At 64.0% G+C, this 19,807-nt stretch carries 17 protein-coding genes and 1 pseudogene; 13 read left to right on the forward strand and 5 right to left on the reverse strand.

Annotation, left to right across the window (positions count from 1 at the left end; all coding sequences use genetic code 11):
• The first annotated feature begins 152 nt into the window (after nucleotides 1–152).
• The 4 genes from J5474_RS08535 to ggpS all read left to right on the forward strand — a co-directional run bounded on the left by J5474_RS08535 (nucleotide 153) and on the right by ggpS (nucleotide 5,875).
• Nucleotides 153–2,123: a bifunctional 2',3'-cyclic-nucleotide 2'-phosphodiesterase/3'-nucleotidase gene (locus J5474_RS08535; RefSeq protein ID WP_209360440.1), complete on the forward strand. Its 1,971-nt coding sequence runs from the start codon at nucleotides 153–155 to the stop codon at nucleotides 2,121–2,123.
• Nucleotides 2,124–2,501: 378 nt separating this feature from the next.
• On the forward strand, nucleotides 2,502–3,569 hold the full coding sequence (locus J5474_RS08540) for an NAD(P)H-dependent glycerol-3-phosphate dehydrogenase (RefSeq protein ID WP_209360442.1): 1,068 nt from the start codon (nucleotides 2,502–2,504) through the stop codon (nucleotides 3,567–3,569).
• The gene (locus tag J5474_RS08545; protein WP_209360444.1) at nucleotides 3,566–4,354 is read left to right on the forward strand and encodes an HAD-IIB family hydrolase; all 789 of its coding nucleotides are present in this window, start codon (nucleotides 3,566–3,568) and stop codon (nucleotides 4,352–4,354) included. Before J5474_RS08540 ends, J5474_RS08545 begins: the two co-directional genes overlap by 4 nt.
• Nucleotides 4,355–4,357: 3 nt before the next feature.
• A complete protein-coding gene (gene ggpS / locus J5474_RS08550) occupies nucleotides 4,358–5,875 on the forward strand; it encodes a glucosylglycerol-phosphate synthase (RefSeq protein WP_209360446.1) in 1,518 nt (505 codons plus the stop codon).
• Between the two features lie 40 nt (nucleotides 5,876–5,915).
• Here the strand turns inward: ggpS and J5474_RS08555 are convergent, their stop codons facing one another.
• Entirely contained in the window at nucleotides 5,916–7,244 is a 1,329-nt protein-coding gene (locus tag J5474_RS08555) for a CoA transferase (protein ID WP_209360448.1), read from the reverse strand.
• A gap of 369 nt (nucleotides 7,245–7,613) precedes the next feature.
• On the reverse strand, nucleotides 7,614–8,504 hold the full coding sequence (locus tag J5474_RS08560; RefSeq protein WP_209360450.1) for a MurR/RpiR family transcriptional regulator: 891 nt from the start codon (nucleotides 8,502–8,504) through the stop codon (nucleotides 7,614–7,616).
• A 168-nt stretch (nucleotides 8,505–8,672) separates the two neighbouring features.
• On the opposite strand from J5474_RS08560, the gene iolD reads away from it, so the two are divergent.
• The 3 genes from iolD to J5474_RS08575 are packed head-to-tail and all read left to right on the forward strand — an operon-like array spanning nucleotide 8,673 to nucleotide 11,799.
• Entirely contained in the window at nucleotides 8,673–10,547 is a 1,875-nt protein-coding gene (gene iolD / locus J5474_RS08565) for a 3D-(3,5/4)-trihydroxycyclohexane-1,2-dione acylhydrolase (decyclizing) (protein WP_209360451.1), read from the forward strand.
• Between the two features lie 10 nt (nucleotides 10,548–10,557).
• Nucleotides 10,558–11,373, forward strand: coding sequence for an SDR family oxidoreductase (locus J5474_RS08570; RefSeq protein WP_209360453.1), 816 nt, complete (start codon nucleotides 10,558–10,560; stop codon nucleotides 11,371–11,373).
• Nucleotides 11,374–11,403: 30 nt separating this feature from the next.
• The gene (locus J5474_RS08575; RefSeq protein ID WP_209360455.1) at nucleotides 11,404–11,799 is read left to right on the forward strand and encodes a (R)-mandelonitrile lyase; all 396 of its coding nucleotides are present in this window, start codon (nucleotides 11,404–11,406) and stop codon (nucleotides 11,797–11,799) included.
• Nucleotides 11,800–11,871: 72 nt separating this feature from the next.
• Here the strand turns inward: J5474_RS08575 and J5474_RS08580 are convergent, their stop codons facing one another.
• Both J5474_RS08580 and J5474_RS08585 read right to left on the reverse strand, forming a co-directional pair.
• Nucleotides 11,872–12,543: a nitroreductase family protein gene (locus J5474_RS08580; protein WP_209360456.1), complete on the reverse strand. Its 672-nt coding sequence runs from the start codon at nucleotides 12,541–12,543 to the stop codon at nucleotides 11,872–11,874.
• Nucleotides 12,540–13,616, reverse strand: coding sequence for a CaiB/BaiF CoA transferase family protein (locus J5474_RS08585; RefSeq protein WP_209360458.1), 1,077 nt, complete (start codon nucleotides 13,614–13,616; stop codon nucleotides 12,540–12,542). The genes J5474_RS08580 and J5474_RS08585 overlap by 4 nt, the downstream gene beginning before the upstream one ends.
• 642 nt (nucleotides 13,617–14,258) lie before the next feature.
• Here J5474_RS08585 and J5474_RS08590 point away from each other — a divergent pair.
• A pseudogene (locus tag J5474_RS08590) lies at nucleotides 14,259–15,209 on the forward strand (IS1595 family transposase); the annotation flags it as partial.
• Here J5474_RS08590 and J5474_RS23260 read toward each other — a convergent pair.
• Nucleotides 15,195–15,677 (reverse strand): CFI-box-CTERM domain-containing protein, encoded by a 483-nt coding sequence (locus tag J5474_RS23260; RefSeq protein WP_425342872.1) that lies wholly within the window; start codon nucleotides 15,675–15,677, stop codon nucleotides 15,195–15,197. The pseudogene J5474_RS08590 and the gene J5474_RS23260 sit on opposite strands and share 15 nt — an antisense overlap.
• A 26-nt stretch (nucleotides 15,678–15,703) precedes the next feature.
• On the opposite strand from J5474_RS23260, the gene J5474_RS08595 reads away from it, so the two are divergent.
• From J5474_RS08595 to J5474_RS08615, 5 genes are all read left to right on the forward strand, one after another.
• A complete protein-coding gene (locus J5474_RS08595) occupies nucleotides 15,704–16,213 on the forward strand; it encodes a hypothetical protein (protein ID WP_209360462.1) in 510 nt (169 codons plus the stop codon).
• 494 nt (nucleotides 16,214–16,707) lie between these two features.
• The gene (locus J5474_RS08600) at nucleotides 16,708–17,415 is read left to right on the forward strand and encodes a hypothetical protein (RefSeq protein WP_209360464.1); all 708 of its coding nucleotides are present in this window, start codon (nucleotides 16,708–16,710) and stop codon (nucleotides 17,413–17,415) included.
• Between the two features lie 59 nt (nucleotides 17,416–17,474).
• Nucleotides 17,475–17,960: a hypothetical protein gene (locus tag J5474_RS08605; RefSeq protein ID WP_209360466.1), complete on the forward strand. Its 486-nt coding sequence runs from the start codon at nucleotides 17,475–17,477 to the stop codon at nucleotides 17,958–17,960.
• Between the two features lie 78 nt (nucleotides 17,961–18,038).
• Nucleotides 18,039–18,260: a hypothetical protein gene (locus J5474_RS08610; RefSeq protein ID WP_209360467.1), complete on the forward strand. Its 222-nt coding sequence runs from the start codon at nucleotides 18,039–18,041 to the stop codon at nucleotides 18,258–18,260.
• A 48-nt stretch (nucleotides 18,261–18,308) separates the two neighbouring features.
• Nucleotides 18,309–19,046: an IS1595 family transposase gene (locus J5474_RS08615; protein WP_209360469.1), complete on the forward strand. Its 738-nt coding sequence runs from the start codon at nucleotides 18,309–18,311 to the stop codon at nucleotides 19,044–19,046.
• Nucleotides 19,047–19,807: the final 761 nt, after the last annotated feature.

The raw sequence follows: 19,807 nt of genomic DNA on the forward strand, positions 1-19,807 counted from the left end.
CACCCTCCGTTCCCGGGCCGTTATCCGGCGCGCCCGGCGAAAAGGCAATCGCATCAGCCGACCCCCGCCTTCCGTGGCGGCAGTGCAAGATTTGTCACACAACCGTGTCCGAAGCATGCAAACTGCCGTCAAAACACCAGCAGGGGAATCCGATGACACAGACTTTCAACCGTCGCCAGTTCCTGGCCACAACCACCTCGGGCGCCGCGCTGATCGCGCTGCACCCCTATTCGGCGAACGCGCAGACCAACCAGGCGCACCTCCGCATCCTCGAAACCACAGACCTGCACGTGCACGTCTGGCCCTACGACTACTACTCGGACAAGCCGGTGGACACGGTGGGCCTGTCGCGCACCGCCTCGCTGATCGACGCCATCCGCGCCGAGGCCACCAACACGCTGACACTGGACAACGGCGATTTCCTGCAGGGCAACCCGATGGGCGATTACATCGCCTACGAACGCGGCATGAAGGAGGGCGACCTGCACCCGGTCATCACCGCGCTCAACACGCTGAAGATCGACGCGGGCACCATCGGCAACCACGAATTCAACTACGGGCTCGATTTCCTGATGAAATCCGCTGCCGGGGCCGACTACCCGCTGGTTCTGGCCAATATCGTGAAGGGCGAAGGCACAGATCCCACGAAGGACGAAACGCTCTTCAAGCCCTACGTCATCCTCGAACGCCAGCTGACCGATGGGGCGGGCAACAGCCACCCGATCAAGGTCGGCGTCATCGGCTTCACCCCGCCGCAGGTGATGAACTGGGACCGCAAGCACCTCGAGGGCAACGTGACCGCCCGCGACATCGTGGCGACCGCGCAGGCCTACGTGCCGCAGATGCGGGAGGAAGGCGCGGAGATCATCATCGCGCTGTCGCATTCGGGCATAGGGTCGGCGGATCACGTGGACGGGATGGAGAACGCCTCCGTACCGCTCGCCGCCGTCGACGGGGTGGACGCGCTGCTGACCGGGCATTCGCATCTCGTCTTCCCCTCGCCAACCTACGCCGATTACGCCGCCGTCGACGCGGAAAAGGGCACCATCCACGGGAAACCCGCCGTCATGGGCGGCTTCTGGGGCTCCCATATGGGCCTGATCGACCTGCTGTTGGAGCGCGACGGCAACAGCTGGACGGTTGTCTCCGCCACCACCGAGGCACGGCCGATCTCGCAGCGCAACGAGGACCGTTCCATCACGCCGCTGGTCGAGGATTACGCCCCCGTGCTGGAGGCCACGAAGGCCGAACACGAGGCAACGCTGGAATACGTCCGCCGCGCCGTGGGCAAGACCGACGCGCCGCTCTATTCCTACTTCGCCCTGGTCGCCGACGACCCCTCCGTGCAGATCGTTTCGAACGCGCAGGAGTGGTATATCAAGCAGATGCTGGAGGGCACGGAATACGAAGGCCTTCCCATCCTCTCCGCCGCCGCCCCCTTCAAGGCCGGCGGCCGCGGTGGCCCGGAGTACTACACAGACGTCGCAAAGGGCGACGTGGCGATCAAGAACGTGGCCGACCTCTACCTCTACCCCAACACAGTGCGCGCGGTAAAAATCACCGGGGCACAGGTGAAGGACTGGCTGGAACGCTCCGCGGGCATGTTCAATCAGGTGGAACCGGGCGCAGAGGATGCCGTGCTGCTGAACCCCGACTTCCCCAGCTACAACTTCGACGTGATGGACGGGGTCACCTACCAGATCGACCTCAGCCAGCCGTCGATGTTCGGCCCGAAGGGCGAACTGGAGAACCCCGAGGCCTCGCGTATCGTGAACCTGCAGTACGCGGGCAAGCCGATCGACCCGGCGCAGGAGTTCATCGTCGCGACGAACAATTACCGCGCGGGCGGCGGCGGCTCCTTCCCCGGCGCCATGGGCGATACCATCGTCTTCGAAGGACCCGACACCAACCGCGACGTCATCGTGCGCTACATCGTCGAACAGGGTACCATCAGCCCCTCGGCGGACGCGAACTGGTCGTTTGCGCCGATGGACAAGGACACCACGGTCCTGTTCGAGACCGGGCCCAAGGCGCGCGACTACATGGCCGATGTAAAGGGCGTCAGCATGGAGGATGCGGGCGAGGCCAGCGACGGCTTCGCCGCCTTCCGGATCAAACTCTGATCCCGGATCGGGGCGGCCCCGAGCCGCCCCCCTCTGGCGCAGCGCGGTTTTACCGGGAAGGTGCCTCCGACGGGGGTATTGTCACCAAGAAGAAGCTGATGCACGCGTCCTGCTTCTGTGGCCGAAATACTCAAAGACCCGCCTCTCGCCACCGCCCACCAGCGCCAAAAAAACGGGCAGACAGCAGGCGCGTGCCGCATCGCAGCAAAAATTTGCGCGAGGACGGAACCACTCCCCGACAATCTTTGTTACACTGAAAAGACGCGGGTTCCGCCGCATTCAGCGTCGCGGAGCCGCGCGCTCAGGCAGAACGACAGATGGAGCGCCCCTATCAAGGATACCGCCAGTCCCCCCGCCTCGCCCTATTCCCGTGTCGCCGTGCTCGGCGCCGGCAGCTGGGGCACCGCCCTCGCCACGGTAATCGCCCGCAACGGCCATGACGCCGCCCTCTGGGCCCGGCGCCCCGACCTCGCGGAGGCGATCAACCGGCACCGCGAAAACCCCGACTACCTCGACGGCTTCGCCCTGCCCGACCGCATCACCGCCACCGCCGATCTGGCCACCGCGCTCGACGGCGCCAAGGCGGCGCTGCTTGCAACCCCCTCCTCTACCCTGCGCGGCATGTGTCAGGCCATCGCCCCCTACATCCCCGAAGGCATCCCCATCGCGCTGGCCTGCAAGGGCGTGGAAAAGCGCACTGGCCTGTTGCTTTCGGAGGTTGTCAGCGAGGAGCTTCCCGGTCATCCGGTGGGCGCGGTCTCCGGCCCGACCTTCGCGCGCGAAACCGCGCTCGATCATCCGACGGCGGCCACCGTCGCCTTCCCCTTCAGCTACGCCGACCGCCTCGACCCCGGTCGCAGCCCCGCCGCGCGCATGGCGCTGACGCTTTCGGGCAGCGGGTTTCGGCCCTACGTCTCCGACGACCTCGTGGGCGTCGAGGTCGGCGGCGCGGTCAAGAATGTCATCGCCATCGCCTGCGGGATCATGTCCGGCGCGGGCTTTGCCGAAAACACCCGCGCGGCCCTCATTACCCGCGGCATCGACGAAATGAAGCTGCTCGCCACCGCCCTCGGCGGCCGCCGAGAAACAGTGACCGGCCTTTCCGGTGCGGGTGACCTGACGCTGACCTGTTCGTCCACCACCTCGCGCAACATGTCGCTGGGACACCAGTTGGGACAGGGCATCCCGCGCCCGAACTGTTTCGACGGGCGCCCTACAGTTGTCGAGGGCGAGGTCAACGCCATCTCTGTCACCGACCTCGCCCGCCGCGTCGGTGTGCCCATGCCGATCTGCGAAACGGTGAACGCCGTGCTGCACCAAGGCGCTGACATCCGGCAGGCCTTCTCCGCCCTCTGGGCCCGCCCGATCGAGGCAGAACCCTTCGCGCTCGACCTGTCCTTCGACCATCCCGCCCCCCAGACCTTGCAGATCGGAGGTTCGTCATGACCGTGCACGCTTCATCGGGAGGTGTCCCCCGCCCCGCCATGGCCAAGCGCCGCTTTACGCTGGCCACTGACCTCGACGGCACGTTTCTCGGGGGGACGCGCGAGGAACGCGAAACCCTCTATGGCTGGATCGAGGACAACCGTCATTCCATCGGCCTGATCTTTGTCACCGGGCGCGATCCGGAATTCATCATGCGGATGTGCCGCCGGAATGGCCTGCCCTGGCCGGAATACGTGGTGGGCGACGTGGGCACGACCATCGCGGAAGTCACGGCCGACGGCCATGTCACCCCCATCGCCGCGCTGGAAGAAGACATCGCCGCGCGCTGGGGCGACCGCGGCGACGTGGTGCGCGCCGCGCTGGACGATCACCCCGGCCTCAGCCTGCAACCGACGCCCTTCCGCTACCGCGTCTCCTACGACCTCGACGCCGCCCGCTTCGATCCGGGCGCCAAGGCGCGGGTGGAGGAGCTTGGCGCCGACTGGCTGATCTCCGACAACCGCTTCTTTGACGTGCTGCCAAAGGGGGTGTCGAAGGGCCCCTCGATCCGCCGCCTGATCGACCACCTGGACATCGCGGAGCACACCGTCCTTTGCGCCGGGGACACGCTCAACGACCTCTCCATGCTGATCTCCGGCCTGCCCGCCGTGGCGGTCGGCAATTCCGAACCCGATCTGGTCGCCCGGCTCGATGGCCACGAGACCTACCGCGCAAAGGCCCATGGCGCCGCCGGTATTCTCGAGGCCATCGCCGCGCTCGACCTTCACGACACGCCGAAAGGATAACCCATGCCGTCCGACACCCAAAGCCGCTCCGACCTTGTCATCGTCTACCACCGCCAGCCCTACGAGGAGGTCGAGGTCGACGGACAGATCGAGTATCGCGAAAACAAATCCCCCAACGGCATCGTCCCGACGCTCAAAAGCTTCTTTGGCCGCGTGGACAAGGGCGCGTGGATCGCGTGGAAGCACGCGCAGGACCCGTCGAACCCCGGTTTCGACCGCGTGGTGGAAATCGACGACCCACATGGAAAATACACCGTCTCGCGCCTGCCGCTGACGCCCGCGCAGGTCAATTCCTTCTACCACGTCTCGTCAAAGGAGGCCTTCTGGCCGATCCTGCACGGGTTCAAGGAACGCTACAATTACGACCCCGTCGACTGGTCGACCTTCCGGGAGGTGAACTGGGCCTTTGCCGAGGCCGCCGCCGCCGAGGCCGCCGAGGGCGCCACGGTCTGGGTACACGACTACAACCTCTGGCTGGTGCCGGGCTACCTGCGCACCCTGCGCCCCGACGTGAAGATCAGTTTCTTCCACCACACGCCCTTCCCGCCCGCCGATATCTTCAACGTGTTGCCGTGGCGTCGCGAGATCCTCGAAAGCCTGCTGGCCTGCGACGTGGTCGGCTTTCACATACCGCGGTACGTGAACAACTTCGTCACCGCCGCACGGTCCCTGCTCGAGGTCGACACCCAGAAGCGTGAAAAGGTGAAGGCGGAGCTGAACGCCCAGACCTCCGCCCTGTCGGAGCAATCCGTCATCACGGAGGTCGCCTACGAAGGCCGCACCGTACGGCTTCAGGCCAGCCCCGTCGGCGTCGACGTCGATTACATCGAAGGCCTTGCCACCTCGAAGGACACCGCCGCGCGGCTCGACCAGATCCGTACGGACCTGGGGGATCGCCGCCTGATCCTCTCGGTCGGGCGCACCGACTACACGAAGGGCGGGATCGAGCAGCTGGAATCCTACGAACGCCTGCTGGAATCGCGCCCCGACCTGCGCGGGCGTATCCAGCTGATGCACGTCTCCGTCATGGCGAACGAGAACATGACGGCCTACCGCCAGATCCAGGAGGATCTGGAACATATGGCGGGCCGGATCAACGGGCGGTACGGCAGCTTCGACTGGCAGCCGCTGCTGCTGATCTCGCGCCCGGTGGCCTTCACCGATCTGGTGGCCTACTACCGCGCCGCCGACATCGCGTGGATCACGCCGCTGGCCGACGGCATGAACCTCGTCTGCAAGGAATACTGCGCCGCGCGCACCGACGGCGACGGTATACTCGTGCTGTCGGAATTCGCGGGGGCGGCGGTTGAACTGGCCACCGCCGTGCCGACGAACCCCTTCAGCCACCGTTCCATGGACAGCGCGCTCAGTTACGCACTGGAAATGCCCGAAGAAGAGCGGCGCGGCCGGATGAAGCTCCTGCGCGAACTGGTGCGCAAGCAGGACATCCGTTTCTGGGCGGAGGACCAGATGCAGGCGCTGGAACCGAGGGCCAGTGGCGGCCTGACCACCGCCGCCTGACCAGAGCAGGGCTGAAAACGCAGGCCTGAAAACGCCCGGATCAGGGCCAGTCCGGCGGGTCGCAGCGCAGCGGTCCTGCCGGGAAGGCCCAGCGCGGCCCCCGCCCGCCCAGACGCCCCGGAAAGGCCACGCGCCGCGCCGGACCCCAGCCGGTCGCCTCGCTCTCCGGCGACAGGTCCTGTGGTCCTTCCTCCAGCGGTTCCCCCGTGAACGCCCGTGCCCCCGCGCCGGTCAGCAGCGCTGCACTGCGCGCCAGCGACAGCCGCGCGCTCAGGACGCGGCCCTCCTCCTGCCGCACCCGCAGGGCGCGCAGCACCGCCGCCGCCATCAGGTAGCCCGTCGCGTGATCCAGTGCCTGAACCGGCAGCGGCACGGGACGCGCCCCCGCTGCCGGCTCGCCCCCACGCCGCGCCATGCCCTCCGCCGCGATGCCGCAACTCATCTGCACGAGGCTGTCGAACCCCCGTCTACCGGCCCACGGCCCCGTCCAGCCATAGGCGTTCAGGCTCACGTCCACGCAGGCAGGCGCCAGCCGCTGCCGCACCTCTCCGCCGTAGCCCAGCCCCTCCAGCGCGCCGGGGCGGTAGCCGTGCACCAGCACATCACTCTCGCGCAACAGCGCCTCGAACCGCGCGCGATCCTCCGCCCGGCGCAGGTCCAGCCCGGCGCGGCGCTTGCCCAGCGTGACCTCCGGCTCCACCCCCGGTTCCGACCAGCCTGGCGGATCTATACGCAGCACACGCGCCCCGAACCCGGCAAGGAATCGTGTCGCCACCGGCCCGGCGAGCACCCGCGTCAGGTCAAGCACCCGGATCCCGTCCAAGCCACCCTGACCCCGCCCCTGCCCCGCGTCCTCCCACGCAATCAAAGGCTCCACCGCCACCGCGCGCCCCTGCGGATGCGCGGCCCAGCCGTCAAGAGAATGCATCGCCGCCGCCGCGCCGCCGGCACCCACCACCGCCGTCTCCAGCGCCTCGGCCTTCCAGTCCGTCACCGCCTCGGCCACCGCCGCGCTCTCCCCCGCGCAACCCAGCACCGACAGGGCCGCCGTCCGGTGATGCGGTGCGTTGGTGTGCAGCCGGATCCAGCCATCCGCAGCGCGATAATCCCCGGCCACCGAATCCCAGGCCGAGGGCAGATCCCACCCCTCCGGCCGCAACGTCCGAGAGAACCAGATCAAGGTTCGCCGCCGGTCGACCTCCGCCGCCTCTCCCGTCAACCGCGCCAGTTGCCCTGCGGCCGCCGCAACAGAGGCCACCGCCAGGTCCGAGGTTGCAAAACAGGACGGCAGTTCTCCCGCCCCACTCACCGCCACCGCGCCGCCGCCTTCCAGCGCCGCGCCGATCTGCTCGTCGAAGTACCCCGTCATGCCAGCCTCCATGGCAGTCCGCCTCTCAGTCCCCCCACCAGAGGGCCTGAGCGCGCAAGTGTAAATGCTCCTCGCCGCACTACCGCCTCCTGAAAAGCTTCTTGAAAAGCTTCCGGCAAAGCTGCCGGCAAAGCTTCCGGCATCCCCTCCCTCCGCGCGGCCGCCGTCCCCGTGCTTCGTCTCGGCTTGTGAAATTCGCGAGTCCGGGGCAGCGCCCCAGCCTTGACGCCGCCGTTTCGCCCGGCCCCTGTGCTTGCCTTGACCGGGCGCCGTCGCACCTGCGCCCCCGTTCACCACCCGAAGACGATCGCCATGGATGGTCGGCGGCTCGGGCCGGATTCTGCACGACCAGCGGCGCGGCATGATCGGTCAGCGCCCCATGGGCTCGCGCCCTGTCACCACGGGGATGCGCGGCTCGCCCGCGCCCTCCTGCACCCGCGCCGCCACCGCCACCATCAGTGCCTGTGCAAGACACATCGGCGCCGCCAGAGACCGCGAAAACGTGTAATCGTGCTCCGGCACGGCGAACAACACACGAGCCTTTGTCTTCAGCGGCGACAGGCTGCTGTCGGTGATGGCGATGACCGGCAGGCCCGCCTGCCCCGCCTCATCGACGATATTGACCACCTCCGTTGCGTAGAACCGGAAGGACACCGCGATCAGAACATCCCCCGCCCGCATGGTGCGCGCCATATGCGTGGCCAGCCCGCCGCCCGCGTCCAGCGTCACGCAGGGCCGCCCCAGCATGGTCAGGATGTAACGCAGCAGCACCGCCACCGGCTCTGACCGCAATTGCCCCGCGACATAGACCGTCCCCGCCGCCGCGATCATCTCGGCCGCGCGGTCAAGGTCCGCCGCATCGACCCGCTCCAGCAGATCCCGAAGCGACGCGATGTCCCGCACCACCAGATCGTGCAGGAACCCCATGTCCGATCGGTCCTCGCGTCCCGCCAGTTCGCCCTCAAGCGCGCGCTTGCGCGCCTCGAAACCCGGCGCCGCGGTCGACAGCCGCCGCCGGAACAGCGTCTGAAGGTCCCGAAAGCCGCTGTAGCCCAGCGCCTGCGCAAACCGCACAAAGCTTGACGCATGGATACCACACTGCTGGCCAATGGCGTTGACCGACTGCACGGCGACCGCGTTGGGGTTCTGGGTCAGATACTCCGCGATCCGCTGGTAGGTCGGGCTCATGGCGTCGAACCGGTCGTGGATAAGCCGGATCAGATCTTCGTAATCGCCGGGCGGCGTCGCCTGCGGGCCCATTTCGTCCTCCGGGTCTGGTGGCACAGGATAGGGCAGCCGGGATCGCCCCGCAATGATCGTTGCGACGAGGCCACCGCATCAATATACATTTCACAAAAGGGGGAATCCCCAAACGAGAATCCCCGTGGGAGAATCCCGCGAGCGTTTCCAAAGACGGGAGGACGGCCCATGTCCGACGCGATGATCCGCCTGACCATGGCGCAGGCCGTGGTGCGCTATCTCTGCGCCCAGTTCACCGAAATTGATGGCGACCGGGTGCCCCTGTTCGCCGGGGTCTTCGGCATCTTCGGGCATGGCAACGTCACCTGCCTCAGCGAGGCGCTGGAACAGGTGCAGGACCGCCTGCCCACATGGCGCGGCCAGAACGAACAGTCGATGGCGCTGGCGGCCACTGCCTTTGCCAAGGCGCGGCTGCGGCGGCAGATCATGATCGCCACCTCATCCGTCGGGCCCGGGGCGACCAACATGATCACCGCCGCCGGGACGGCGCACGCCAACCGCCTGCCGCTCCTGCTGCTGGCGGGGGATACCTTTGTCAATCGACTGCCGGACCCGGTGCTGCAACAGGTGGAGCATTTCGGCTCCCCCTCGACCACGGTCAACGACGGCTTCCGCGCGGTGTCGCGCTACTGGGATCGCATCGTGCATCCGGCGCAGATCCTGTCGTCCCTGCCCAACGCGCTGCGGGTGATGCTCGACCCCGCCGACTGCGGCCCGGCCTTCATCGGCCTGCCGCAGGACATTCAGGAAATCGCCTACGACTATCCGGCGGCGTTTTTCGCCGAACGGACATGGCGCATCCCGCGCCCCCGCCCCTCCCGCGACGAGGTGGCCGAGGCCGCAACGCTTCTGAAGACGGCCAGACGCCCGCTGCTGATTTCCGGCGGCGGTGTGCGATATTCCGGCGCAGGCGCGGCACTGGCGGATTTCGCCACCCGGCGGGGAATACCGTTCACCGAAACCATCGCCGGCAAGGGCGCCGTGGTGCATGACCACCCGGCCTATACCGGCGCCATGGGGATCGAGGGCACCGACGCGTCGAAGGCGCTGGCCGAGGAGGCGGATGTGGTTATTGCCGTGGGCACACGGTTGCAGGACTTCACCACCGGATCGTGGACCGCCTTCGCGCCCGGCGCCCGTTTCATCAACGTCAACGCCGCACGCTTCGACGCGGCAAAGCACTTTGCCCTGCCGGTGGTGGGCGACGCGCTGGAATGCCTGGCCGAGATCGACGCAGCGCTTGGCGACTGGACCTGCGATCCGGCGCGGATGCGGCGGGCGCAGGCGCTTTATACCGACTGGAACGCAGCGCTGGATGCGGTGCAGGCCCCGACCAACGCCCCTCTGCCCTCCTACGCGCAGGTCATCCGTGTGGTGAACGACCATGCCACCGTCCACGATACCATGGTGACGGCGGCGGGCGGCCTGCCCGGTGAAACGGCCAAGAACTGGCGCGTGAAAGCCCCCGACACCTACGACCTGGAATTCGGCTTTTCCTGCATGGGATACGAGATCGCGGGCGGCTGGGGCCACGCCATGGCGAAGACCGCCGCCGACGGCACGCAGACGGGCGTGCCCATCGTCATGGTCGGCGACGGGTCCTACCTGATGATGAACTCCGACATCTATTCGACGGTCCTGACGGGGCACAAGATGATCGTCGTGGTCTGCGACAATGGCGGCTTTGGCGTCATCAACCGGCTGCAGACCGGCATGGGGGTGCCCGGCTTCAACAACCTGCTCACGGATGCCCGCGTGAAGGACCGCGCCAACCCGCCGCACGTCGACTTTGCCGCCCACGCCCGCGCCATGGGCGCGGAGGCGCGGTCGTGCGCGGGCCTGTCCGAACTGGGAGAGGCCATGGTCTGGGCGCAGACCACCGACCGCACCACCGTTCTGGTGATCGAGACCGACGCCCACACCTGGACCGAGGGCGGCGCCGACTGGTACGTTGGCGTCCCCGAGATCAACGACCGCGACAGCATCCGCAAGGCCCGCGCGGGGCAGGAAAACCTGCGCGCGAAACAACGCCGTGGCGTCTGAGGAGACCGGCATGAACCGTATCGACGGCAAGACCGCCCTGATCACTGGCGGCACGCAGGGGCTGGGGGCCGCCATCGCATGGGCCTTTGCCAAAGCCGGCGCCAGCGCCATCGCCATTGTCGGCCGCGACGCGGCAAAGGGCCAGAAGGTCGCGCAGGCGATCCACGCCGCGCATGGCACCGACATGCGCGTGATCGCCGCCGACCTGGCCCGGATCGAGGAGGTTCAGGCCATCGTGCCGCAAGTCGAAGACGCCTTCGGCCGCCTCGACATCCTCGTGAACGCGGCCGGGATGACCGACCGGGGCAACCTGCTGAACACCACGCCCGACCTCTTTGACCGCATGTTCGCGGTCAACACCCGCGCGCCGTTCTTTCTCATGCAGGACGCGGTCAAGCTGATGGAACGCGCGGACAGCCGGGGCACCATCGTCAACATCGGTTCCACCTCAGAACACGCGGGACAGCCCTTCATCGCGCCCTACTGCGCGTCCAAGGCGGCGCTGGCCACCCTCACCCGCAATTCCGGCTTTGCCCTCATGCGCAACGGTATCCGGGTGAACCAGCTCGATATCGGGTGGATGAACTCCGATCACGAACGCGCCCTGCAGGAGGCCGAGTCGGGCGATCCGGCCCTCCTCGACCGGCAGGCCGCCACCCTGCCCTTCGGCCGCCTGCTGGAGCCCGCCGAGGTCGCAAAGGCCGTGCTCTGGATGGCGTCCGAAGACAGCGGCATGATGACCGGCGCGGTGATCCACTTCGACCAGTCGGTCTGGGGTGGCTACGACGGGCAGGCCCCGGCCCCCGCCGCGCCGCTTCGACCCTGACACCCTGCACCACCCGCAAAGGACACCGCCATGAAGATCACCCGCGCAGGCAGCACCTCCTCCGCCCCCGGCCCCGCTGACTGGTTCACCGGGCGTGTCCGCCTTGATCCGATGTTCCGGGCCGAGGACCCCGGCCGCGTTGCCGGGGCGCATGTGACCTTCGAACCCGGCGCGCGCACCAACTGGCACACCCACCCTGCGGGGCAGACGCTGATCGTCACTTTCGGGCGGGGCCGCGTGCAACGCGACGGCGGCCCGGTCGAGGAGATCCGGCAAGGCGACGTTGTCTGGTTCCCAGCGGGCGAACGCCACTGGCACGGCGCCGCCCCCGATACCGCCATGAGCCATATCGCCATTCAGGAGGCCATCAACGGCGAGACCGTCACATGGGCCGAAGCCGTGTCGGAGGCGGATTACAACGGCTGATCCCGGGGCCAATCGGGGGGGGCCAATCAGGGGGCCAATCCGGGGGGCCAATCCGGGGCCTCGATCCGGTCGTCAGCGCCAGCGCACCACCTCGTCGAGACTTGCGCGCTCCGTGCGGAATTTGTTCGCCGGGTGGTCACGGTCGCAATGCCCGATCGCCACGCCGCACAGCACGTCGCGGTCCTCCGCCACCTCGAACCAGTCCCGCATGAAGGGCGAAACCCCCGCGACGGAGGCCATCGCCACAGCCCCGAGCCCCCGTGCCTCCAACCCCAGCAGGAAGGCCGTGACAAAGGCGCCGCAATCCAGCACCCCATAGGCGCCCAGCGCCTTCGGCGTGGTGATGAGGGAAAAGGCCTGCGCGCCGAACAGGCGGAAATTCTCGCGCATCTGCCGGGCCGATCCTTCGCGGTCGCCCTTCTGCACGCCCACCGCCTCGTACAACTGCCAGCCACAGGTCCGCCGTCGCGCCTGCTGCGGTCCCTCCCAGGCCTTGGGAAAGGGAATGTCGGAGGCATGGCCGGAATTCTGCGTATGGTCAAAGAACGCCTGCGCCAGCGCCCGCGTCGCCCCCTGCCCGCAGGCGTGCACCTCCCAGGGCTGGGAATTGCACCAGCTGGGCACATGCTGCGCGTCGCTCAGCGCCGCGTCGATCAATGCCCGGTCGACCGGCGCGCCGGTAAAACTCCGGCAGGAAAACCGTGCCTTCAGGAGCGCCCCGAAACTCTTTGCCGCCTCGCTCACAGCAGACCCTCCTCTTGCAGTTCCGCGCGGATCGCCGCGCCATGTTCTCCACGCCCGGGGATACGCCCCGGCGGCGCAATGGTCCCGTCAAAGCGCGGAGCGGCGGCGGGCACCCCGCCCTGCCAGATGCCGCGCGCGGTCACATGGGGGTCGATCTGCGCCTCCGCCGGGCTCAGCACCGGCGCCACGCAGGCATCCGACCCATCGAAAAGCGCCTCCCAATGCGCCCGCGGCTGCGCGGCGAAAAGCGCGGCCAGCGCCTCCGTCTGCGCGGGCCATTGCGCGGGAACGTATTGCGCGGCGAAACGCGGGTCCTCCGTCAGCCCCATGCGGGCAAGGAATTCGGCATAGAACTGGGGCTCGAGGCATTGCACCGCCACATGGCCGCCATCGGCGCAGGCGTAACAGCGCGACCAATGCGGCCCGTCCAGCAGCGAGCGTCCGCGCGCACCCGTGTCGAACTGCGTGCCCATGGACAGAAGCAGGCTCATCATGTGGCTCGCCCCGTCGAGGATCGCCGCGTCGACCACGCAGCCCTTGCCGGTGGCGCGCGCATTGATGAGACCGGACAGGATGCCCACCACGAGGTAGAGCGCGCCCCCGCCGATATCGCCCAGCAGTGTCGGCGGCACGCCCGGCTCCGCGTCGGGCAGCCCCGCGTAGAACAGCGCGCCGCTGAGGCCCGCGTAATTCAGGTCGTGCCCTGCCTGGCTGGCGCGCGGGCCGTCCTGCCCCCAACCGGTCATGCGGCCATAAACCAGCGCCGGATTGAGCGCGCGCGCCTCCTCCGGCCCCAGCCCGAGGCGTTCCATCACGCCGGGACGGAAGCCCTCGATCAGCGCGTCGGAACGCGCGACCAGGGCGCGCGCCACGGCAAGGTCATCGGGGGTCTTCAGGTCCAGCGTGATCGCCCGCTTGCCCCGGTCGAGCAGAGCCGGCCCCTGCTTGGCCGGGTTGCCCGCGCCCGCGCGCTGGATCGCGGTGACCTCCGCGCCCAGTTGCGCCAGATGCATCGCGGCAAAGGGCGCAGGCCCCAGCGCTTCGAATTCGACGATCCTGACCCCGTTCAACATGGCCGCACCTGAGCGCATCCTGTGCGGCGGGGCAAGCCCTGCGGCGCCGGTTTTCGGCAGGCGTATCCCAAAGGGGTTTCGGCCCGGCTACGCCGGCCCGACCGGCGCGCCCGTTCCGGGCGCGACATCTTGTTTTCCGGGGAGCTCCGCCCCCAGCCGTTCTGATTTATGTGGTTTGCTGACATCTAATGTTGACACTGGAAGACCATAAGGCATTGATATGCCTTATGGCGACAAAAAAATGCCCTTAAAAACGCGGAGCTGCTCTCGAAGAATTCTTCGAGAGGAGTAATAACCCAGACGCTCGCCCCACGGACTGTGGGTGGTTTCTCAGTGAACGCATGTAGAAACGCTCTCTGTTCCTCCTTCTCATTGCCGCCGATTCTGCATTCGGTGAACGCGGATCAAGCACGAGGGCAAATCAAAGGTTCAAGCGAAAATCGATCCTACTACTGCAATGAGTGCGGGAAGGGTTCTCGGCTCAAATCCAATACTGCATTGGTAGAAGAATACGCACGCCTCAGGACGCCGAATAAAGGAACAAATAGAGAACGTTGCCCGAATGAGGCTTGTCTTTCACATGGCGTCCCTCAAAGTCTTATGCCTTCAGCCTATCGAGTGCACGGGAAAACTCCGAAAGGCGAGGGTATCATATGGTCGACCGGCAGGCACTGTCCGCATTGCGGCTCTGTGGCCTCGTCGGCGCTGCGCGGAAGGACCTGCCGACCCGCGCTCTACCAGTGCCGAGACTGCCGCCTCCAGTTCACGGTCACCACGCTTACCCCGATGCACGGCACCAAGTTCGACTTGCGTATCTGGATCTGCACGATGTTCTTGGTGCTCACATCGAGCAAGGGCGTCTCCTCGGTCGTGATGGCAAGGCTGCTCGGCGTTAACCAGAAGACCGCGTGGAAGATGGGGCACGCGATCCGGGAAATGATGGACGACCGGAATGCCGAGCTGCTGCCGCTGGAGGACATCGTCGAGGTGGATGAGGCCTATGTCGGCGGAGCCCCGAAATCCCTCTCGGGAGCCTACAATCCAAGGGGTAAGGGCACCGGAAAGCCGATGGTTTTTGTAGCGGCCTCACGAGACGGTCAGGCGCGCGCACGGGTCGTTTCCGATGACAAAAGGGCGACGCTTGAGCCGGTTCTCCTGGAGTGGATCGCCCCCGCGACGACGCGCCTGATGACAGACGGAAGCACGAGCTATCCCGGCCTGGGAAAGACCATGGCTGACCACCAGCGCGTGATCCACAGCAAGAAGGAATATGCCAACCCGGAGACTGGCGCCCACGTAAACACGGCCGAGGCAGTCATCTCCCAGGTCCAGCGCGCCTTGGTCGGGGTCTACCACAACCTCGGCCGACAGCACCTCCAGCGATACCTCGACGAGATCGTTTGGCGGTGGAACCATCGCGACCCCGTCCGGGAAGTGGTCAAGCAATGGACCACGAAAGCCGGTGTAGAGCGGGAGAAATCGACGACGATCTGGAAGCCGATCCCAGTGGTCGACCAGATGCGTGTCTTACTTCAGGGGGCTGTCGGCAAGCAGCTACGACGTTCAAAGGAATACGGCCTATGCTGGCCTTGAGAGATCAGCCTGCCCCGTGCTGCGCTGCAATGTTTCAACCATTTTTCGATAGGTCCCCACTGCGTCGGATGTATGTCCCTTCTCGGCCTGTTCGACTGCGCGTCTGATGTCCGTCCAAACCTGATCGGCTACCAGAGGGTTATCCAGGAGAGGCACCAAGCGCGGGGCGATATCGTAGTAGTCTTCCACCAAGCCGACGCCCTCGGGCGTTTTCATGAGGACCTCGTCCCGAAGGTGGCGGAGAACCTGGAGTTCGTAACAGTCGTCCGGCAAGCCGCGAAACTCGCACGCAGCTGTAGTCAAGAAGCATCCCTTCTTCCCACTGGATTTCCCGCCTTTGTCGCGAGATTTTCCTGAGTCACTGCGCTTGGACCGCCACTGACCGTCCTTATTGCGAGACCGGTTTTGGCCTCGAGTTGGCCCACTCTTCACGACTGGTCCCTTTGTATCCTTCGGCGACTTGCTCATCGAAGTCCTCCCATTGCCCAAAGATGATGGAAGATAAACTCAGGTCTGACAAGAAGTCCGTGTCGCCGGCGTTCAGCCGACGGCATCCATTATGCGGGTCGCATTCTTTGCTTTTTCTGGTGGATAAGCGGGAAAAGTTGATTGGCTTCGAATATCGGCAGTTGCTTCTTTGTGTGGATGGCGACAGCGGCCTCGCACATATAGCCAATATGCTATTTGCCAACGACGTGATCTCTGGGAAGACGCATGTTGCCGATGTTCGTTTCACGAAGGGACTGGGAAACAGGAAGCGTGTGACTCTGACCAATGAAGGAGAAGCGTTAAGACAATTAGATGTTTCTGCTCATCAAAAGCTGATGGATACTGCCGGATCAACCTACGGTCTGGAAACGGACATGACTCGCCTCGTAGCCGCTCGCCTGCTTGCAAAGTATGGCGCGTCCTATTCGACCAAAGAGGGCAAGACCTCGCAAACAATGGTTACGAGTGGAAATACCATCGGAAGGAGGAACCAGAACAGGTCGTCCGACTTCTGACGGATCGCGGGGATCTTTTTTTTGGCGATCTTGCCATCCTTCTTTCGAGATCATCAATGGCACCGGTTGATAAGTATTTTGCTCTGGTTCGCAGGCGCATCAAAGCGTTTGATCGAGGCGCGCGACCAACTTCTGGCGAAACAACTTGATATGTGAACGCCTTCTATGATCCGCGAATGATTGAAAAGGTCGCCACGATTTTTTCGATTTTATTATAACTATATGCTCCCAGAGTCGGCGGAGAGCGGGAAGCCGAAGGTCGGACGTCAAACGCCTGCAATGAAAATAGGGACAGCTAAGGGGTTGGTGTATGTTCGCGATGTGCTGTCTTTCTCGTAAATAGATCGTTCACCTTAACTCCAGAAAATTCACTATGTTTCCCCGATATGACATCTGAGAGAACCCATATTTTATCTATGACATGTTCTTCGGGTGCGACGCGAAACAACCAAGATAGTCGATATAGTCATACGAATTCAGGAAACCAGCCAGCCATGACACTTCGCGCGCCAAAATTGATGAATACCGCTATCATCTCAGATGATGCTTATTTGGCGGCTCAACTGACCTCTGCCGTTGCTGAGCGATTTCATTATCTGTCGGTTATGGACGGACCGAGGTTGACGCGTCCAGATGGTCAAGCCGAGATAGTGCGTCGGAACAACGCTCTCGCTGGGATCAATGCAAACGATGTAATCTTATCCGGTCTCTCGGACGATCAAGTTAAGGCCATGTCGGATAAGTTTCCAAATGGCATTGTTCATTTACGTGGGTATGCAGACGTTGAAGGTCTTGCGTCGGAGGCAGTTCTCAACAATGAGTGCCTCAAATGGGGGCGCGAAAACATTGGAGTTTGCCTCCTTAAAGCACTTTATGAAGGACGCCTTATCGACTTTGAAGATAATGGCCCGACAATGACTACAACCGGCGGCGAGAGCAAGCGCCACGTCGTGTGTGAAGCAGGTAATAAGACCTCGGAAATAATCGCCGCGAACTACGCTTATTCACTTGGAGCCTCGCTCACAATTATCCCCAAGGTCAATGCTGAGTTGACGGAGCAGATCCTTGAACAGCTTTATTCGTCTGAAAACGGGGAACAGCGCCTGAGCCTGCAAACTGACCTCTTTAATCTATGTGGCAGTGTCGAATTTCCCCACGGGACATCTCTAACATTTTTTACAAAAAAATTCCATTTGGCATAGGGTATCCTTCCCATCCTTCAACACACATTTTCAATTGCCCCGATTGCGGAGTTTCTGTCATGAATGGATTTGCGGCCGAACAGAGCGGCAGCAGAGGTGTAAATGTAGCAGTTTTGGTGGACCCTGAGAAAACTCCGGCGCCAGAGATTGATGCTGCCGCAAAGGTTTTGTCTAAGAAACGGGTTTTCGTCCGTGGATATCGTGGGAAGGGCGCAGAAGTCAACTCCATTTCAGATATGGTCGATCACTTTCCATATGACATGTTATTGTTCGCGACACACTGTGGCGATGCTGACGGCTGGCGCTGGACGTATGAGTTCACTGACAGTGAAGGTTTCGACCGCCGTCTAATAGTAGACATCGCAATCGGTATCGGGCGCACTGACGATAATAATCCGTTCAGAGTGATGCAGTTTAGTTATTTTCAGTCGCTTGATGGCGTCGATTGGAACGATCCCGTGGCTAAGGCTGATCTCTATGTCGGCAGCGCCATTAAGGATTATGTAGAGCGGTCCAACAGAGATGATTTTGAGGGCTATGTCTGAAAATCGTGTTGGTGTTGCTTCGCTTTTGCCGTAATCGGCCAAGATTGTCTCTCCGCGCACAGACGGAGATCCCACAGCATGCACTACACCCCTCGGTTCGTCATCGACGCCCTCTTGTCGTCGATCGCCAACTTGCCTCCCCGGAAGATCGCCGAGGCCGAAGTCGCATTGGCGACGGCACGAAGGCGCGCGGAAGCGGTGGTGGAGATCGACGCAGCCGCGGCGGAGCGCGCCTGCCCGCGCTGCGCCAGCTCCGAACGGTCATCGTGGGGGACGACACGCACCGGGGCGCGCCGCTAGCGCTGCAGGACTTGCCAGAAGACCTGGAGCGGGCGAACGGGCTCGCCCGTGGCGCACATTCACCGGCCTGGCCTGTTCATCGAACTGATGCGAAATATGCTCGACCCGAACGAGACGCCGCTCTCGTGCCGCAAGATGGCGCACCGCCTCGGACTGTCCAAGGACACGGTGTGGCGCTGGCGGATGGTCATCCTTGAACATCTGGCTTCTGTGCCACCGGAGGTGATGACGGGGATCGTGGAGACAGATGAGACATACCAGAGGGAGAGCCGGAAGGGGTCGCGCGAATGGGTCCGAAAGGCGGCAAACCCGAACGACCCCAGCATCCCGACACCACCTCGCCGACGCTGGAAAGATTATGGCCGCAAGGGGCCGCCGCAGGCGATCGTCCGGCAATGGCTCCTTCCGATTCTGGGAGTTGTCGATCGGACTGGCGCGGCGAGCTTCCAGCTCATCGCAGACACGAAGCAGCCGACAATCGACGCGGCTCTCGCGCCCCAAGTGGCAGGCGATGCGATGATGCTTTTTGACGGGGCTCCGCAGTATGAGGCGATCGCCCGAGCCCGCGGCCTCTCATACAAGGTTCTTATCGCCGGCAGGCGCAGCAGAACCACGCCGAAGGCGTTTCATCTGAACTCAGTGAATGGACTGCATGCTGAGTGGAAGAGCGACTTCCGCACACCATTCCGAGGTCCGGCGACGAAGTATCTCGCGGGCTATGCCCGATGGATGGTGGCGCGCCGCAAAGGCGATGCCGTAGAAGCATTCAGGGCGATACTGGCCTGAATTGATCCACCGCCAACACGATTTTCAGACATAGCCATTTTGAGCCAGTGCACAAAGAACCTCTGGATAGGGTTAAGTTATCGGCGGCAATGGCGATGTTCGACAATAATTTCATTCCGATGCCAACCTCACTTGCTGAAAACGGAACGCCGATTGTCATAAATAATGCGTGTGTATCCTGGCACGAACTTGCTGCACGTTTCACATTTGGAAATGCTCGCGCATATATTGGGACTCTTTTCCCGTCTTGCCGTTTTAAGCTGAGAGCATGGTGAATATTGTTCTCGACAAACACTGGGGTAAGCCACTTCCAGAGGCATTATGGTTGGCGCAGATTGAGACTTACGGAAAGTCAGATAAACGCAGACCTTATTGATGACCGGTGTCTACATACAGAAATTGCGATCTAAGAAAGAGGATGTGCCCCGGCATATCATGCAGGCTTGTCAGAAAGTGGTCGCCACTATGCCCAACGGGTTGCGCTTTCTAAGGGCGAGGAACAGAAGGATGCGGAACACGTTCATCGCTATTATCAAAATTAAGCAACTGCATTTTATAATAAATGGCTGAAGGATTAAGTCGCTCCAATAGCAGTTTCCTTCCCCCCCGCCTCTACCGGGGGATGATGATCAACATCAACCATACAAACCAGAACGGCTGGGGCTCCGCCCCCCCGCCTGCGGCGCCCCCCGCGGTATTTCCGAACCAAAGAAGCATATGGTGTGGCGAAACGGCTGCGGACCGAGATTTTCAGCAGATGC

Source organism: Sagittula salina, assembly GCF_017813235.1.
Taxonomy (GTDB): domain Bacteria; phylum Pseudomonadota; class Alphaproteobacteria; order Rhodobacterales; family Rhodobacteraceae; genus Sagittula; species Sagittula salina.

Excerpts from the sequence above, each read along its gene's own strand:
- iolD (WP_209360451.1), top strand. The coding sequence starts at position 8,673 with ATGTCCGACGCGATGATCCGCCTGACCATGGCGCAGGCCGTGGTGCGC.
- J5474_RS08600 (WP_209360464.1), top strand. The coding sequence starts at position 16,708 with ATGACACTTCGCGCGCCAAAATTGATGAATACCGCTATCATCTCAGAT.
- J5474_RS08610 (WP_209360467.1), top strand. The coding sequence starts at position 18,039 with ATGCACTACACCCCTCGGTTCGTCATCGACGCCCTCTTGTCGTCGATC.
- ggpS (WP_209360446.1), top strand. The coding sequence starts at position 4,358 with ATGCCGTCCGACACCCAAAGCCGCTCCGACCTTGTCATCGTCTACCAC.
- J5474_RS08545 (WP_209360444.1), top strand. The coding sequence starts at position 3,566 with ATGACCGTGCACGCTTCATCGGGAGGTGTCCCCCGCCCCGCCATGGCC.
- J5474_RS08595 (WP_209360462.1), top strand. The coding sequence starts at position 15,704 with ATGGAAGATAAACTCAGGTCTGACAAGAAGTCCGTGTCGCCGGCGTTC.
- J5474_RS08560 (WP_209360450.1), bottom strand. The coding sequence starts at position 8,504 with ATGGGCCCGCAGGCGACGCCGCCCGGCGATTACGAAGATCTGATCCGG.
- J5474_RS08585 (WP_209360458.1), bottom strand. The coding sequence starts at position 13,616 with ATGTTGAACGGGGTCAGGATCGTCGAATTCGAAGCGCTGGGGCCTGCG.
- J5474_RS08575 (WP_209360455.1), top strand. The coding sequence starts at position 11,404 with ATGAAGATCACCCGCGCAGGCAGCACCTCCTCCGCCCCCGGCCCCGCT.
- J5474_RS08605 (WP_209360466.1), top strand. The coding sequence starts at position 17,475 with ATGAATGGATTTGCGGCCGAACAGAGCGGCAGCAGAGGTGTAAATGTA.
- J5474_RS08535 (WP_209360440.1), top strand. The coding sequence starts at position 153 with ATGACACAGACTTTCAACCGTCGCCAGTTCCTGGCCACAACCACCTCG.
- J5474_RS23260 (WP_425342872.1), bottom strand. The coding sequence starts at position 15,677 with ATGAGCAAGTCGCCGAAGGATACAAAGGGACCAGTCGTGAAGAGTGGG.
- J5474_RS08570 (WP_209360453.1), top strand. The coding sequence starts at position 10,558 with ATGAACCGTATCGACGGCAAGACCGCCCTGATCACTGGCGGCACGCAG.
- J5474_RS08555 (WP_209360448.1), bottom strand. The coding sequence starts at position 7,244 with ATGACGGGGTACTTCGACGAGCAGATCGGCGCGGCGCTGGAAGGCGGC.